12 protein-coding genes and 1 tRNA gene are annotated in these 14,732 nt (G+C 69.6%); 9 read left to right on the top strand and 4 right to left on the bottom strand.

The features are described from left to right. Positions 1 to 32 precede the first annotated feature (32 nt). The 5 genes from PFX91_RS15630 (at position 33) to PFX91_RS15610 (ending at position 3,989) form a co-directional block, all read left to right on the top strand. Positions 33 to 404, top strand: a complete 372-nt coding sequence (locus PFX91_RS15630) for an FtsB family cell division protein (protein ID WP_285732573.1) — start codon at positions 33 to 35, stop codon at positions 402 to 404. A 73-nt stretch (positions 405 to 477) separates the two neighbouring features. Next, entirely contained in the window at positions 478 to 1,059 is a 582-nt protein-coding gene (locus PFX91_RS15625; RefSeq protein WP_285732533.1) for a DUF501 domain-containing protein, read from the top strand. Next, positions 1,056 to 2,042 (top strand): Ppx/GppA phosphatase family protein, encoded by a 987-nt coding sequence (locus PFX91_RS15620; protein WP_285732531.1) that lies wholly within the window; start codon positions 1,056 to 1,058, stop codon positions 2,040 to 2,042. Before PFX91_RS15625 ends, PFX91_RS15620 begins: the two co-directional genes overlap by 4 nt. 346 nt (positions 2,043 to 2,388) lie before the next feature. After that, positions 2,389 to 3,765: an NAD(P)/FAD-dependent oxidoreductase gene (locus PFX91_RS15615; RefSeq protein WP_285732529.1), complete on the top strand. Its 1,377-nt coding sequence runs from the start codon at positions 2,389 to 2,391 to the stop codon at positions 3,763 to 3,765. Between the two features lie 150 nt (positions 3,766 to 3,915). Continuing rightward, positions 3,916 to 3,989: transfer RNA gene (locus PFX91_RS15610), tRNA-Leu, on the top strand. Between the two features lie 8 nt (positions 3,990 to 3,997). On the opposite strand, the gene PFX91_RS15605 is transcribed toward PFX91_RS15610, so the two are convergent. Next, positions 3,998 to 5,707: a PucR family transcriptional regulator gene (locus PFX91_RS15605; RefSeq protein ID WP_285732527.1), complete on the bottom strand. Its 1,710-nt coding sequence runs from the start codon at positions 5,705 to 5,707 to the stop codon at positions 3,998 to 4,000. A 257-nt stretch (positions 5,708 to 5,964) separates the two neighbouring features. Here PFX91_RS15605 and pruA point away from each other — a divergent pair, with 257 nt between their 5' ends. The 3 genes from pruA (at position 5,965) to PFX91_RS15590 (ending at position 9,800) form a co-directional block, all read left to right on the top strand. Then, a complete protein-coding gene (gene pruA / locus PFX91_RS15600; RefSeq protein ID WP_285732525.1) occupies positions 5,965 to 7,590 on the top strand; it encodes an L-glutamate gamma-semialdehyde dehydrogenase in 1,626 nt (541 codons plus the stop codon). Between the two features lie 127 nt (positions 7,591 to 7,717). Then, positions 7,718 to 8,644: a proline dehydrogenase family protein gene (locus PFX91_RS15595; protein WP_285732523.1), complete on the top strand. Its 927-nt coding sequence runs from the start codon at positions 7,718 to 7,720 to the stop codon at positions 8,642 to 8,644. A 220-nt stretch (positions 8,645 to 8,864) separates the two neighbouring features. Further along, the gene (locus PFX91_RS15590; protein WP_285732520.1) at positions 8,865 to 9,800 is read left to right on the top strand and encodes a Bax inhibitor-1/YccA family protein; all 936 of its coding nucleotides are present in this window, start codon (positions 8,865 to 8,867) and stop codon (positions 9,798 to 9,800) included. A gap of 105 nt (positions 9,801 to 9,905) precedes the next feature. Here the strand turns inward: PFX91_RS15590 and PFX91_RS15585 are convergent, their stop codons facing one another. The 3 genes from PFX91_RS15585 to PFX91_RS15575 form a co-directional block, all read right to left on the bottom strand. After that, on the bottom strand, positions 9,906 to 10,157 hold the full coding sequence (locus tag PFX91_RS15585; RefSeq protein ID WP_285732519.1) for a DUF4287 domain-containing protein: 252 nt from the start codon (positions 10,155 to 10,157) through the stop codon (positions 9,906 to 9,908). A gap of 351 nt (positions 10,158 to 10,508) precedes the next feature. Further along, the gene (locus tag PFX91_RS15580; protein WP_285732517.1) at positions 10,509 to 11,729 is read right to left on the bottom strand and encodes an acetyl-CoA C-acetyltransferase; all 1,221 of its coding nucleotides are present in this window, start codon (positions 11,727 to 11,729) and stop codon (positions 10,509 to 10,511) included. Positions 11,730 to 11,868: 139 nt separating this feature from the next. Then, a complete protein-coding gene (locus tag PFX91_RS15575; protein WP_285732515.1) occupies positions 11,869 to 12,918 on the bottom strand; it encodes an SGNH/GDSL hydrolase family protein in 1,050 nt (349 codons plus the stop codon). 317 nt (positions 12,919 to 13,235) lie between these two features. Here PFX91_RS15575 and PFX91_RS15570 point away from each other — a divergent pair, with 317 nt between their 5' ends. Then, the gene (locus tag PFX91_RS15570; RefSeq protein ID WP_285732513.1) at positions 13,236 to 14,612 is read left to right on the top strand and encodes a cystathionine beta-synthase; all 1,377 of its coding nucleotides are present in this window, start codon (positions 13,236 to 13,238) and stop codon (positions 14,610 to 14,612) included. Positions 14,613 to 14,732: the final 120 nt, after the last annotated feature.

The raw sequence follows: 14,732 nt of genomic DNA, 5'->3' as shown, positions 1-14,732 counted from the left end.
CGGACATGGGCCGCACCCGCCGGGTGCGGCCCATGCTCACCAGCCGTGCCGCCATCCTCGCGCTCGTGGTGTGCATGATCGCGCTCAGCCTGGCCTACCCGTTGCGCGAGTACGTCGCCCAGCGCGCCCAGATCGCCCAGTTGCAGGACGAACGGGCACGCATGGAGGAGAGCGTGCGGGAGCTGCGCCGGCGCGAGGAGGAACTCTCCCAGGACGTCTACATCGAGCGCGAGGCCCGGCTGAGGTTGCACTACCAGTACCCCGGCGAGACCGCCTACATCGTGGTGCGACCCGAGGCCGAGGACGACGCCGAGGACGACGCCGAACCCGGCGAGCCCTGGTTCGTCACGCTGTGGCGTTCGGTGGAGGAGGCCGACACCCCCTCGTCCGGAGAGGACCTTTGAGCAGGCCCCCTCGCCGGGAGGACGCCGCAGGCGGGGCACCGGTGAGCGGGCGGGGGCCTATGCTGGGTGCGCCATGACTTCCGCAGACCAGCCCGTGTCCGGCGAGGGGCGCACCGGCCCCGTCACCGACCACGACATCAGAGCCGTCGAACTCCAACTGGGACGCACACCGCGCGGTGTGCGCGCGATCGCCCACCGCTGCCCGTGCGGACTGCCCGACGTGGTGCGCACCGCGCCGCGTCTGGAAGACGGCGAACCCTTTCCCACGTTGTACTACCTGACGTGCCCACGAGCCGCCTCGGCCATCGGCCGTATGGAGAACGAGGGTCGCATGCGCAGGATGCAGGAGCGCCTGGGCGAGGATCCCGAACTCCAGGCCGCCTACACCAGGGCACACGAGTCCTATCTGGCCGCGCGCGCGGAGCAGGCCCGAATGGACGGGGTGGAACCGCTGCCGGAGGGGATGCAGAGCACCGGGGGCATGCCCACACGGGTCAAGTGCCTGCACGCACTGGTCGCCCACGAGCTGGCCGAGCCGGGTGTCAACCCCTTCGGGGCCGAGGCACTGGAGGATCTGCCGCGCTGGTGGGACAAGGGCCCGTGCGTGTGCGTGGAGGAGAACGGTTCCCAGGCCGTCGAGGGGAACGGGTCATGAGCGGTGTCGCGGCCATCGACTGCGGAACCAACTCGGTACGCCTGCTGATCGCCGACGTCGTCCACGTCGGCGACGACGAGGTGCAGGTGGTCGATGTCGACAGGCGGATGGAGATCGTGCGCCTGGGGGAGGGGGTGGACGAGACCGGTGTCTTCGCCCCCCAGGCCCTGGAGCGTACCTTCGAGGCCCTGCGCGGCTACGCCGAGGCCATCGAGGCCAACGGCATCCCCCTCGGTCCGGACGCGGTGCGCATGGTCGCCACCAGTGCCACCCGGGACGCCGCCAACCGTCAGGTCTTCATCGACGGAGTGCGCGAGATCCTGGGAGTGGAGCCCGAGGTGGTCGACGGTCTGGACGAGGCGGAGCTGTCCTTCGTCGGCGCCACGGCCGAGTTCGACGCCGACGCCGAGGACGGCCGGAGCCCGCTGTCCCCGCCGTTCCTGGTGGTGGACATCGGGGGCGGCTCCACCGAGTTCGTCCTGGGCGGTGACCCCCGACAGGCGGAAGGCGAACTGGTACGCGCCTCCCTGTCGGTGAACATCGGTTGCGTGCGCATGAGCGAACGCCACCTGCGCGGCGATCCCCCCACCGCGGAGGAGATCGAGGCGGCCACCAGGGACATCGACGCCGCCCTGGACGAGGTGGAGCGGGTGGTGCCGTTGCGCGAGGCCGGTTCGGTCGTGTGCGTCGCGGGCACCGCGACCACCATCGCGGGGATCGCGTTGGACCTGCCCGAGTACGACTCCGAACGCATTCACCGAACCCGCGTCACGACGGCGGATCTGGACCGGATCACCACCGACCTGCTCGAACAGACATCGGTGGAGAGGTCGCGGATCGGGGTCATGCACCCCGGCCGGGTGGACGTCATCGGTGCCGGCGCGCTGGTGCTGTCCCGGGTGCTCGCGCGTACGGGAGCGGATTCCTTCACGGCCAGTGAGCACGACATCCTCGACGGCGTGGCCTGGAGCCTCGTCGGATAGGGGTCGTCGGGAGGCGCGGAGAGGAGCCTGCGGTATCCGCACAGGGGTTCGCCAGGTGAGACGTGTCACCTCTCCGAGGCCTTGTGAACACTTTCACAACCGTTTTGACCTGCGTAAACTTGAGTAAGGTGGGTCAAGAAGTGGTGAGAAGGTGAGCAGGTGTGAACCTTCTCTGCCGGTGATGCTTGTGAAAGAATGCACAAGCACCCCACGTGAGGGCGGGCCTCCGCTCCTTCTCAGGCGGTGCCCCACATCGTGACGTCGGTGTGGGCGTCCGAAGACCGTGACGACCTCGCGGCCCCTGGGAAGGGGCACCACACTCGAAGAACCGTTAGGGCGATATGTGATGACCGAGAGCAGGAACTACCGGCTGGTGCACGGTGGGGGGGAGGACGCGGAGATCCCGCACATCCTCATCGTCGGCGGCGGTTACCTTGGGATGTACACCGCGAGGCGGCTGGAGAGGAAGCTCGGGGCCGGCGAGGCGCGGATCACCGTCGTCGATCCGAACTCCTACATGACCTACCAGCCCTTCCTGCCCGAGACCGCGGCCGGCAACATCTCGCCCCGCCACGTCGTCGTCCCCCTGCGCAAGGTGCTCAAGCGCACTCGTGTCCTGGGAGGCCGGGTCGTGCGCGTCGACCACGCCAACCGCACCGTGCGCTACGAGCCCAACGTCGGCGACGCCGAGACCATCGCCTACGACTATCTGGTCATGGCGGCCGGCGCCGTCTCGCGCACCCTGCCCATCCCCGGCCTGGCCGAGTGGGGCATCGGGATCAAGACCGTGGAGGAGGCCGCCTACCTTCGCAACCACGTCCTGAACCAGCTCGCGATCGCCGACTCCACCAAGGACGAGGCCACCCGACGCAAGGCGCTGACCTTCGTCTTCGTCGGGGGAGGCTTCGCCGGTGCCGAGGCCGTCGCCGAGCTGGAGGACCTGGTCCGGGACGCGGTCCGCCACCACCACTCCATCTCCTTGAAGGACGTGCGGTTCCACCTCATCGAGGCGGCCGACAAGATCCTGCCGGAGGTCGGCCCCGAGGTCGGGACCAAGTCCCTCAATCAGCTGCGCCGCCGCGGGATCGACGTCCGGCTCAAGACCTTCCTGGAGTCGGCGGTCGACCAGCGCATCAAACTCAGCGACGGTACCGAGTTCGACGCGGGGACGCTGGTGTGGACCGCGGGCGTCAAGCCGAGCCCCGTCGTGGCCGCCGGTGATCTGCCGTTGGGTCCCAAGGGCCACCTGGACACCAGCGAGTACCTCACCGTCAACGGTGTGGAGAACGCCTTCGCCGGTGGTGACAACGCCCAGGTGCCCGACGGGGAGGGTGGTTACTATCCGCCCAACGCCCAGAACGCGGTCCGTCAGGCGCCGGTGCTCGCCGACAACGTGATCGCCACCCTGCGCGGCACGAAGCTCAAGGCCTACCGCCACAAGAACCTGGGCGCGGTCGCGGGGCTGGGCCTGCACAAGGGCGCGGCCCAGTTGTTCGGCAGGATCAAGCTCACCGGGCGCCTGGCCTGGTACGCGCACCGCTCCTACCACCTGCTCGCCGTGCCGACGTTCAACCGCAAGATGCGGGTGCTCTCGGACTGGGCGCTCGCCTTCTTCCTGCGCCGTGACTTCGCCGCGCTTCCGGAGATGGCCGAGCCCCGGCAGGCCTTCGAGGAGGCCAGCCGCCCGCAGGTCGAGGACGGGCGACTGCGCCGCGTCAGCTGACACGGACCGGGATCCCCGCAACGCCCACCAGCGTGGCTCCCGCCCGAACGGAGGACGGCCGACCTTCCCCGGGGAGGTCGGCCGTTTCCTGGCCTAAAGTGGCCAACTTTAATCAAAGTGTGCAATCGGCCCGACCGGTATGATGGGCTCGCCCTCGTAGCCCAATGGAAGAGGCAGGCCCCCTAAAAGGGTCACAAGTGTCGGTTCGAGTCCGACCGAGGGTACTGACGACTCAACGTCCGGACTGCTGTTCCATGAGCAGTTGTAGCTGGGTGAACAGGCGCTCACCCGGATCGGTCAGGTCGATGCCGCTCACCTGGGTCGCCCTGCGCACTCGATAGCGCAGGGTGTTGGGATGGACGTGCAGACGCCCGGCCGCCGCTCGTACGTCTCCGAAGGCCTCCAGGTAGGCCAACAGAGAGCGCACCAGATCGGTGCCCCCGTTCCGGTCGTACTCGATCAACCCGTCCACCCGCGGATCGCGCAGCGAGGGGTCCTCCCTCAACCGTGCCAGCGTCTCGCTGATCAGCACCCTCGACCGGACGTCGGAGATGGTCGCCACCTCCCAGTCCGGACTCCGTTCCATGTCACGCCCCATAGCGTCCAGCACCCGGTCCGCCTCCGCCCGCGACTCGGGCACCTCGCCCAGACTCTCCACCAGTGCCCCCACCGCGGCCTGCACGTCCAGGTCCAGCGCCGCGCGAGCCGCCGACACGGTCTTGCGGGTCAGGGCCAGCACCGAGCGCTCCACCCCGCGCTCTCCCTCCTGGCCCCGTTCCAGGTCGGGCAGCAGCGCATAGACACGACCGCCCACCTCCGTCACCAGCGCGCTGCGCCGGTAGGCCGCCGCGTGCACCGACACCAGATCGACCAACCGACGTCGTCCCAGTTCGCGTTCGGGCCGGTCGGGGCGCACGGTACGGTCCTCTCCGGCCCTCTCCCCGGTCAGCGCGAACGCCACCACCAGCGCGCCCCGGTCGGTGCGCACCTCCACCGTGTCGGCCAGCGCACCGGCGTCGATGCGCCCCTCCAACAGGCTGGAGAGCAGATCCTCGCGCAGCCGCAGCCCCGCGGTGGTGTGCGTGCGCTGGCGGATCATCTGTAGCGCGGTGGCGCGCGCCGCCCCCAACAGCGCCTCCTCGGCGTGCTCGGCCAGCGGCCGGGAGCCCTCCTGCACCCAGATCGCGCCCAGCGGTCGGCGCCCGGCGTGGATGCCGACAGCCAGGCGCCGTCGGATGCCCAGTTCGGGGTGCTCTTCCACGCGCACCACCTCCTCACCGGCGCGCAGCTTGGCGAACACCCCCCACTCACGCAGCAGCGCCAGGTAGGACTCGGGGCCGCGGCGTCCCAGCACCGACAGCCGTCGCAGTTCGTCCACCTCCGCGCCGCTGGAGTAGGCCAGTACCCGGCTCGCGGCGTCCTCGATGCTGACGAGCCCACCGGTGAGTCGGGCGATCGTCTGCGCCATGGAGAACAGGTCCCCGCCGGCCTCCCCCAGGTCCTCGGAGGCCGTCGACCGTGCGTCGTCGACGAGGGACTGGCACAGCGACTGCAACCTGTCCCAGCGCACCTCGGGTCGGACCCGAAGAAGCGCGATCCCCACGGCCCGGGCCTCGGCGCTCAGGGCCCGGGACTCCTGGACCGTGGGGGAGGGGCCCGACCGTGCTCCTCCGGACGCCGGCCCTCCGTGGGCGGTGTGCGCCGCGGTCTTGACCGCGACCGCCGTGGCGCCCTGCTCGGCCAGGGTCCTGATCAGACGTCTCGCCGAGGCGCCCCGCGCCCCGATGAGCAGGACCAGGTCGCCCTCGCGCACCTCGGTGCGGTCCTCGGGGTCGTGGATGACGACGTTGTCCACCTGGACATCGAGTCCACCCGGTGCCGTGACCACGTCCACGACCGGGTCGCCCAGGGCCAGCAGCAGCCCGCGCAGGGGCACACCCATCGATTCTTCCGTCGTGGGGGTGGCCTGACCAGGGGAGATCGTGGTTTCCTGCCGGTGTGGGCGTGTTCTTCCCTCGGTGTGCGGAGGGAGACCGGATGATGGGGCGTCATTACTCATATGTGTCCCATTTTGTCCTGGAGAACAAAGAAGGTGGAGAAAAAGTGGCCTGCTCCACAAGGTTCGCGCGCCCTCGTCCTGAGAGCGTTGAGTCAGCCGGACCCTGCTCGTTTCAGGGACATTCTCACTGGGAGGTGCCCATGGACGCCGTGACCAACGTCCCTCTGCCGCAGAACGAACCCGTTCTGTCCTACGCGCCGGGCAGCGCCGAGCGCGAGGAACTCATGGCCAAGCTGAAGGAGCTCGGCGACCGGAGCATCGACCTGCCGATGCGCATCGGTGGTGAGAGCCGGATGGGCGGCGGCGACCCGATCGACGTCGTGCAGCCGCACCGCCACTCCGCGGTGCTGGGCACCATGCGCAACGCCACCCACGACGACGCCCGCGCCGCCGTCGCCGCGGCCAAGGCCGCGGCCCCGACCTGGCGTGCGATGTCCTTCGACGACCGCGCCGCCATCATCCTGCGCGCCGCCGAACTGCTCTCGGGCCCCTGGCGCGCCACCATCAACGCCGCCACGATGCTCGGTCAGTCCAAGACCGTCCAGCAGGCGGAGATCGACTCGGCCTGCGAACTCATCGACTTCTGGCGCTTCAACGTCTCCTACGCCCGTGAACTCATCGCCCAGCAGCCGTTGAGCGTCAAGGGCGTATGGAACCGCATGGAGCAGCGACCGTTGGAGGGGTTCGTCTACGCGATCACCCCCTTCAACTTCACCGCCATCGCGGGCAACCTGCCGACGGCACCGGCCCTGATGGGCAACGTGGTCGTGTGGAAGCCGTCCCCGACCCAGCAGTTCGCCGCCGAACTGACCATGCGTCTGCTGGAGGAGGCGGGTATGCCGCCCGGTGTCATCAACATGGTCACCGGTGACGGCCTGGCGGTCTCCGACGTGGCCCTCCACGACCCCGACCTGGCCGGAGTGCACTTCACCGGCTCCACGAAGACCTTCCAGCACCTGTGGAGGAGCGTCGGCGAGAACATCGCCGGCTACCGTTCCTACCCGCGCATCGTCGGCGAGACCGGTGGCAAGGACTTCATCGTCGCCCACTCCTCGGCCGATCCCGACGTTCTGCGCACCGCCATCGTGCGGGGGGCCTTCGAGTACCAGGGCCAGAAGTGCTCGGCCGCCTCGCGCGCCTTCGTGGCCCGCTCGGTGTGGGAGAGCGTGAGGGAGGACCTGGTCGCCGAGACCGAGGCCCTGACCATGGGAGACGTCACCGACCTGTCCAACTTCATGGGCGCGGTCATCGACCGCCGTGCCTTCGACAAGCTGGCCAAGGTCCTGGAGGACGCCAAGTCCGACCCGACCCTGACCATCCTGGCGGGCGGCACCGCCGACGACTCGGTCGGCTACTTCGTGCGTCCGACCATCATCGAGGGCACGGACCCCTCCCACGACGTGTTCCGCACCGAGTACTTCGGTCCGATCGTCGCCGTGTACGTCTACGAGGACGACGAGTACGACGAGATCCTCAAGATCGTCGACGAGGGGGCGGCCTACGCGCTGACCGGCGCGGTCCTGGCCACTGACCGGGCGGCCATCGCCAGGGCCACCGAGGCGCTGCGCTTCACCGCCGGCAACTTCTACGTCAACGACCGACCGACGGGCTCCATCGTGGGCCAGCAGCCCTTCGGCGGCGGTCGCGCCTCCGGCACCAACGACAAGGCGGGCTCGGCCCAGAACCTGTCGCGCTGGTCCAGTCCGCGCGCCATCAAGGAGACGTTCGTCGCACCGACCGTCTCCTCCTACCCCCACCAGGGGTAGCGCTTCGGTCCCCCTCCTGGGAGGGACGTCCACCCCCCGAGGAATCCTCAGGTGCGACCGGGTCCGTCCCGGTCGCACCCCGTCCGCGCCGGCCGCTCGGCCCGCGCATGTCTTCTTCGAGGTCACCATGCTTCGCAAACCCCTGTTGCTCGCCGCCAGATCGCAGACCTGCCGCAGGCTCGTGGAGCGCACCCCCGCCACCCGGGCGATGGTCGAGCGGTTCGTCGCGGGCTCCGGTCAGGCGGAGGCGCTTCCCGTGGTGAAGGATCTGACTCGGGACCGCTACGTCACCCTGGACTTCCTGGGCGAGGACACCACGGACGCGGCCCAGGCCACGGCCACGGTGACCGCCTACCAGGACCTGTTGGCCGCGCTGGGCGAGGCCGGGCTGGGGGAGCGCGCCGAGGTGTCGGTCAAGCTGTCGGCGGTGGGCCAGTTCCTGGACCGCGACGGCGAGAAGATCGCCCTGGACAACGCCCGGCGGATCGCCGAGTCCGCGGAGGCGATCGGCACCACGGTGACCCTGGACATGGAGGACCACACCACCACCGACTCCACCCTGGGCATCCTGCGCGAACTGCGCCGGGACTTCCCGTCCGTGGGCGCGGTCCTCCAGGCCTACCTGCGGCGGACCGAGGCCGACTGCCGTGATCTGAGGGGAGCGGGCTCGCGCGTGCGCCTGTGCAAGGGCGCCTACGACGAGCCCGAGTCGGTGGCCTTCCGGGACAAGGCGGAGGTGGACAGGGCGTACGTGCGCGCACTGCGCGTCCTCATGGAGGGTGAGGGCTACCCGATGGTGGCCTCGCACGACCCGCGCATGATCGCCATCGCCGGTGAACTGGCCGCGGCCAACGGCCGCGGGGCGGACGACCACGAGTACCAGATGCTCTACGGCATCCGCGACAAGGAACAGGTGCGCCTGGCGGCCGAGGGCAGGCGGATGCGTGTGTACGTCCCCTACGGCACCGAGTGGTACGGGTACTACATGCGACGCCTGGCCGAGCGCCCCGCGAACATGCTCTTCTTCGCCCGTTCACTCCTCACACGCGGTTAGGAAGTGCCATCGGAGGGCCTGGGGAGGAAGGCCCGGCCCCGAGCCCTCGGGCCTCCCGCTCCGAGAGGACCCGCATCCGGCGGACCCGCTCCGCGCGTCCGTGCACAGGTCGTTGTACAGGCCGTTTCCCAATGGTGACCATGGCCGGTGGAACTCGGGGCGGGACACGTGCGTTAATTTGTGGGCAGAGAACCACGCGTTGAAAGGGCCTTGACGAGACATGCGGATGCGGAGTTCCAACCCCGTTCTCAAGCGGGCGCTCCAGCAGGCCGGACCGGCTGGGTATGCCCAGCAGGGGTACGGTCAGCCGGGCTACGGTCAACAGCAGGGCTACGCCCAGCCGGGATACGGACAGCCGTACCCGCAGCAGGGTTACGGTCAGCCCTATCCCCAACAGGGGTACCCCCAGCAGGGCTACCCCGGCGGCCCGACGGGGGGCGTCGGCGAGTCGCCGATGACCATCGACGACGTCGTCGTGCGCACCGGCATGACGCTCGGTGTCGTCGCGATCTTCGGCGTCATCAACTACTTCCTGTTCGGGGCCTCCCCCGGCCTGGCCGTCGCACTGACCTTCATCGGCGCGATCGGCGGCCTGATCCTGGGCCTGGTCATCTCCTTCAAGCAGGTCACCAGCCCCGCGGCCATCCTGCCCTACGCCGCTCTGGAGGGTCTGCTCGTCGGCGGTCTGTCCGCCATCCTCGCCTACACCCTGGAGGCCAACACCGGTCAGGCCGGTGCCGGGGGCACGCTGGTCACCCAGGCGGTCATCGGCACCGTCGCCGTGTTCGGCGTGATGCTCGCCCTGTACAAGTTCCGCATCATCAAGGTGACCGACGGCTTCGTCAAGGCCGTCACGTACGCGGTGATCGGCGCCGCCGCCCTGATGCTGGTCAACTTCGTCCTGAGCTTCTTCATCGCGGGCGGCATCGGTCTGCGCGAGCCCAGTCCGCTGGGTCTGCTCGTGGGGCTGGTGTTCGTCGTCCTGGCGGCCCTGACCCTGGCCGTGGAGTTCCGCGGCATCGAGGAGGGGCTCGCCGCCGGCGTCCCGAACCGGTTCGCCTGGCAGTTCGCCTTCGGCCTGACCGTCTCCCTGGTCTGGCTCTACATCGAGATCCTGCGCCTGCTCTGGATCATCAAGTCGATCTTCGCCGAGTAGCGGCCCTCGACCGCAGGCACGGCTCTGTGAGAAGGGGCCACCACCCGGGTACCGTCCGGGTGGTGGCCCCTTCGCCGTGTTCCTTGGGCCGCGGTGGCGGTCGGATCAGGCCTTGTCGGGACGAGGAGCGGGAATGGAGCGATTCCTGCGGCGGCGGTCGTGTTCGGTCACGATGGCCTGCGCGTACCACTGTGGTAGATCGTACTCGTCGGCGAGCCAGTTCGACCGGTCCTGGCAGCGAAGCAGCCCCGGTCCCTTGTCGAGGGCGTCGAACCACTCGTGGAGTCCCCGGCCGGTGACGACCGGGATACGTTCGATGAGTTTGGCGTGGATCTCCGGCGAGTGGGTTACCGACATAGGCACCTCCGGCAGAGCGTTGGGCTGTGGCACTTACCTGCGACCCTGCATCAGGATCACTTTTTGGACAAGGCCTGGTCACCAGCTTTTACCTTGCCGGTGCGGGAACGTACGTCGGGAGAGGAACGGTAGCCGAACAGGATGCGCGGGCCGGGGGACCGCGAGTGTTCCGGCCACCGGTGGGATTTTCGTTGTTCAGGGGACAAAGGATCGGTAAAGGTACGTCCTTGCCCTCAGCGTCGGCTCGGGGGAGGACGCCGGAGACGGAGAAGGACCCCGAACGCCGGACGTTCGGGGTCCTTCGGGGCCAGGGCTTCGGGTGGGTGGAGCGGAGCCCTCCCGGGCCCTTGTCTAGCTCAGGCGCTCGAAGACGGCCGCCATGCCCTGGCCGCCGCCGACGCACATGGTCTCCAGACCGAACGTCTTGTCGTGGGTCTGGAGGCCGTTGAGCAGGGTGCCGGTGATACGGGCGCCGGTGCTGCCGAAGGGGTGGCCGAGGGCGATGGCACCGCCGTTGACGTTGAGCTGGGAGTCGATGTCGATGCCCAGCTGGTCGGCGGAGGGCAGCACCTGGGCGGCGAAGGCCTCGTTGATCTCGACCAGGTCGATGTCGCCGATGGACATGTTGGCGCGGGCCAGGGCCTGCCTGGAGGCCTCCACCGGGCCCAGGCCCATGATCTCGGGGCTCAGGCCGGTCACGCCGGTGGACACGATACGGGCCAGCGGTGTGATGCCCAGCTGGGCGGCCTTGGTGTCGCTCATGATGACCAGAGCCGAGGCGCCGTCGTTGAGGGGGCAGGCGTTGCCCGCGGTCACGGTGCCGTCGGGACGGAACACCGGCTTGAGCTCGGAGACCTTCTCGTAGGTGGTGCCACGGCGGATGCCGTCGTCGGTGGAGACCACGGTGCCGTCGGGCAGGGTCACAGGGGTGATCTCGCGCTCCCAGAAGCCGTTGTCCAGGGACTTCTCGGCCAGGTTCTGGGAGCGGACCGCGAACTCGTCCTGGCGCTGTCGGGAGACACCGGTGAACTGGGCGACGTTCTCGGCGGTCTGGCCCATCGCGATGTAGGCGTCGGGGAGCTCACCGCTTCGGCGGGGATCGGTCCAGACCTCGGCGCCTCCCTCGGCGCGCTTGGCGGTGCGGTTCTTGGCGTCGTCGAAGATCGGGTTCTCGTTCTTGGCGTCGTCGCTGTTGCCGTTGACGAAGCGGCTGACGGTCTCCACCCCGGCGGAGACGAACACGTCGCCCTCACCCGCCTTGATGGCGTGGTAGGCCATGCGGGTGGTCTGGAGGGAGGAAGAGCAGTAGCGGGTGATGGTCGTGCCCGGAACGGTGTCCAGGCCCAGCTGCACCGCCACGATGCGGGCCATGTTGAAGCCCTGCTCGCCACCGGGCAGACCACAGCCGAGCATCAGGTCGTCGATGCTCGTGGGGTCGAGTTCGGGGACCTTGTCCAGGGCCGCGCGCACGATCTGGGTGGTGAGGTCGTCCGGACGGATGTCCTTGAGCGAACCCTTGAAGGCGCGACCGATCGGGGAACGGGCGGTCGCGACGATGACTGCTTCGGGCATGGCTGCGTCCCTAACGGTTGAGGTGCTGCGTGTGGAGTCGGAGATCCGGTGGTGATCGATGTGCCGCTGACCTCCGGCATCGCTTGTTACCAACCAGTAAACCCGTCGGTGGCCCTCACACGCCACCCGGGGTCGTTCTTCAGTGCTCCTCCCCCAAGTGCTCGGAGGCCTCGACCGTACCCGCATCGGCCGTCCGTTCCTCGGAGGTGGAGATCCCCCTGAGTCGGAGCGGTCCTCGAACGAGTGCGGCCCAGCGCCCACGTGCGCTCGCCCCGTGCCCGCTGACGTGCGACCCGGCCCGGGAGACCTCGGTGCCGGGCGTCTCGGCGGCGACCACGGCAGCGCGGTCCACCGGCAGGACGCCGCTGGCGCGTTCGGCCTCGTCCAGTTCGGGCAGCAACCCCAAGGCGGCACAGGCCGAGGGCAGTACCGCGAAGGCGGCCTGAGAGTACCCGAGGGCTGACGGATGAAAACGGTCGGGCCCGAACATCTCCATTGGGTCTGACTGAAAGTCGTCCGAGAGAAGGTCGCTCAGCGACACCGTGCGACCGCCGACCTCGGTGACCGCGATGGTCTGCGCGGCGGCGAGTTGACGGGAGGCCCGGCGGGCCACCGAACGCAGGGGCCAGCCGATCGGCCGGACGGTCCCCAGGTCCGGGCAGGTGGCCACGACCACGGCGGTGCCGTGGTCGACCAACCGCCCCACGGTCTCGCGCAGGCGGGCCACCGCGTCGTTGGGCCGGACGCGCTGGATGACGTCGTTGGCGCCGATGAAGACGACCGCGAGGTCATGGGGCGGCTCCTCCAAGGCCGACGCGTGCTCGACCTGGTCGGCGAGGTCGGCGGAGGTGGCGCCGGGCACCGCGGTGCAGCACAGACGAACGGGCCGATCGGCGGCCGCGGCCAGCCCCGAGGCCAGCAGGACCCCGGGGGTCTCGGCGGCGCTGGACACCGCGAACCCCGCGGCGGTGGAGTCGCCCATCATGAGCATGCGGATCGGCGCGCCGTCGCCGTCGCCGTAGACGCCGTCCACCGTGGGGGGCTCCCACGGGGTGACACCGACCGCGCGGTGGGCGAGTCTGGCCTGGAGGTAGAGAAGAGCGAGGGTCCCACCGCCCACGAGGGTGAGTCCGCCACCGCCGAACGCGGTCGCGGCGGCGATCCGTCGTGCGCGCGCGGCTCGCAGCATCGGACAGACACCCCCTGGCCCGTGGACCCGCCTGCCCGGGGCGGGCCGAACACGAGCGAGATTACCGGTGAGGGCCCTCGGAATCACGTACCTGCGCGGCACATGATCGGTGCCTCGGCGTCAGGGGTCCCTCACGCGGGGGCACCCCCGCGGACAGGGTCCTTCGCCCTTCACCCCCGGCGCCGCAGAACCCGCTGGTGGGGACCATTAGAGTCGAACCGAGACTGGCCGGAACGGCCCAGAGGTCCCGGACTCGCCACCGGGGCGAGGACAACGGCGGGCCGAAACCCGGTCGCCACGATGCCGAAGGAGCACAAGTGCGGGTATACGACTCACTGATCGACCTGGTCGGGGACACCCCGCTCGTCCGTTTGAACAAGGTCACCCAGGGGCTCGGCCCGAACGCTCCGACGGTGCTGGCCAAGGTCGAGTACTTCAACCCCGGCGGTTCGGTCAAGGACCGTATCGCGTTGCGCATGGTGGAGGCGGCCGAGAAGAGCGGGGAGCTCAAGCCCGGAGGCACCATCGTCGAACCCACCTCCGGGAACACCGGTGTCGGCCTGGCCATCGTCGCCCAGGAGAAGGGCTACCGCTGCGTCTTCGTGTGCCCGGACAAGGTCGGTGCCGACAAGCTCTCGGTCCTGCGCGCCTACGGGGCCGAGGTCGTGGTCTGCCCGACCACCGTGGCCCCCGACCACCCCGAGTCCTACTACTCGGTCTCCGACCGGTTGGCCGCCGAGATCCCCGGCGCCTGGAAGCCCAACCAGTACGAGAACATGAACAACCCCGAGTCGCACTACCACTCCACCGGCCCCGAGATCTGGGAGCAGACCGAGGGCCGTATCACCCACTTCGTGGCGGGTGTGGGCACCGGCGGCACCATCAGTGGCACCGGCCGCTACCTCAAGGAGATCTCCAAGGGCGCGGTCAAGGTCATCGGCGCCGACCCCGAGGGCTCGGTGTACTCCGGTGGGACGGGCCGTCCCTACCTGGTCGAGGGCGTGGGCGAGGACATCTGGCCCGGCACCTACGACACCTCCATCTGTGACGAGATCGTGGCCGTCAGCGACAAGGAGTCCTTCCTCATGACCCGCCGGCTGGCGCGCGAGGAGGCGCTGTTGGTCGGCGGTTCCTGCGGGTTGGCCGTGGAGGCCGCCCTGCGCGTGGCCAAGGACGCCGGCCCCGACGACGTCATCGTCGTCCTGCTGCCCGACGGTGGCCGGGGTTACCTGGGCAAGATCTTCAACGACGAGTGGATGGCCGACTACGGTTTCCTCTCCACCGAGACCGAGGAGGCCACCGCGGGCGAGGTGCTGGCCGCCAAGGGCGGGGAGATGCCCGACTTCGTGCACACCCACCCGGACGAGACGGTCGGCACCGCGGTGGCCATCCTGCGCGAGTACGGGGTCTCCCAGCTTCCGGTGATGAAGGAGGAGCCCCCGGTCATGGCGGCCGAGGTGGTCGGCGCCATCGCCGAACGCACCCTGCTCGACGCCCTCTTCGACGGTCGCGCCCAGTTGGACGACCTCGTGGAGGCGCACATGGGCAAGCCGCTGCCCACCGTGGGGACGGGTACCCCGGTCAGCGACTGCGTCCACCTGCTGCGCACCTCCGGTGCGCTGGTGGTACTGCGCGACGGCAAGCCGGTGGGGATTCTCACCCGGCAGGACCTCCTCGCCCACCTGGCCGGCTGACCCACACCGGGAAAGCCCCACGACAGGGGCCGGGGCCCGGGTCGCGCTCAGACCGAGCCGCGTCCCGGGCCCCGTCGTATCCAGACCCCGGACAGTTCCTCACCTACCCGGACACTGCTA

Source organism: Nocardiopsis sp. ATB16-24 (assembly GCF_030271535.1).
Classification (GTDB): domain Bacteria; phylum Actinomycetota; class Actinomycetes; order Streptosporangiales; family Streptosporangiaceae; genus Nocardiopsis.
The sequence above is the reverse complement of the archived record's forward strand: the minus strand, read 5'-3'. Positions and strand labels throughout refer to the sequence as shown.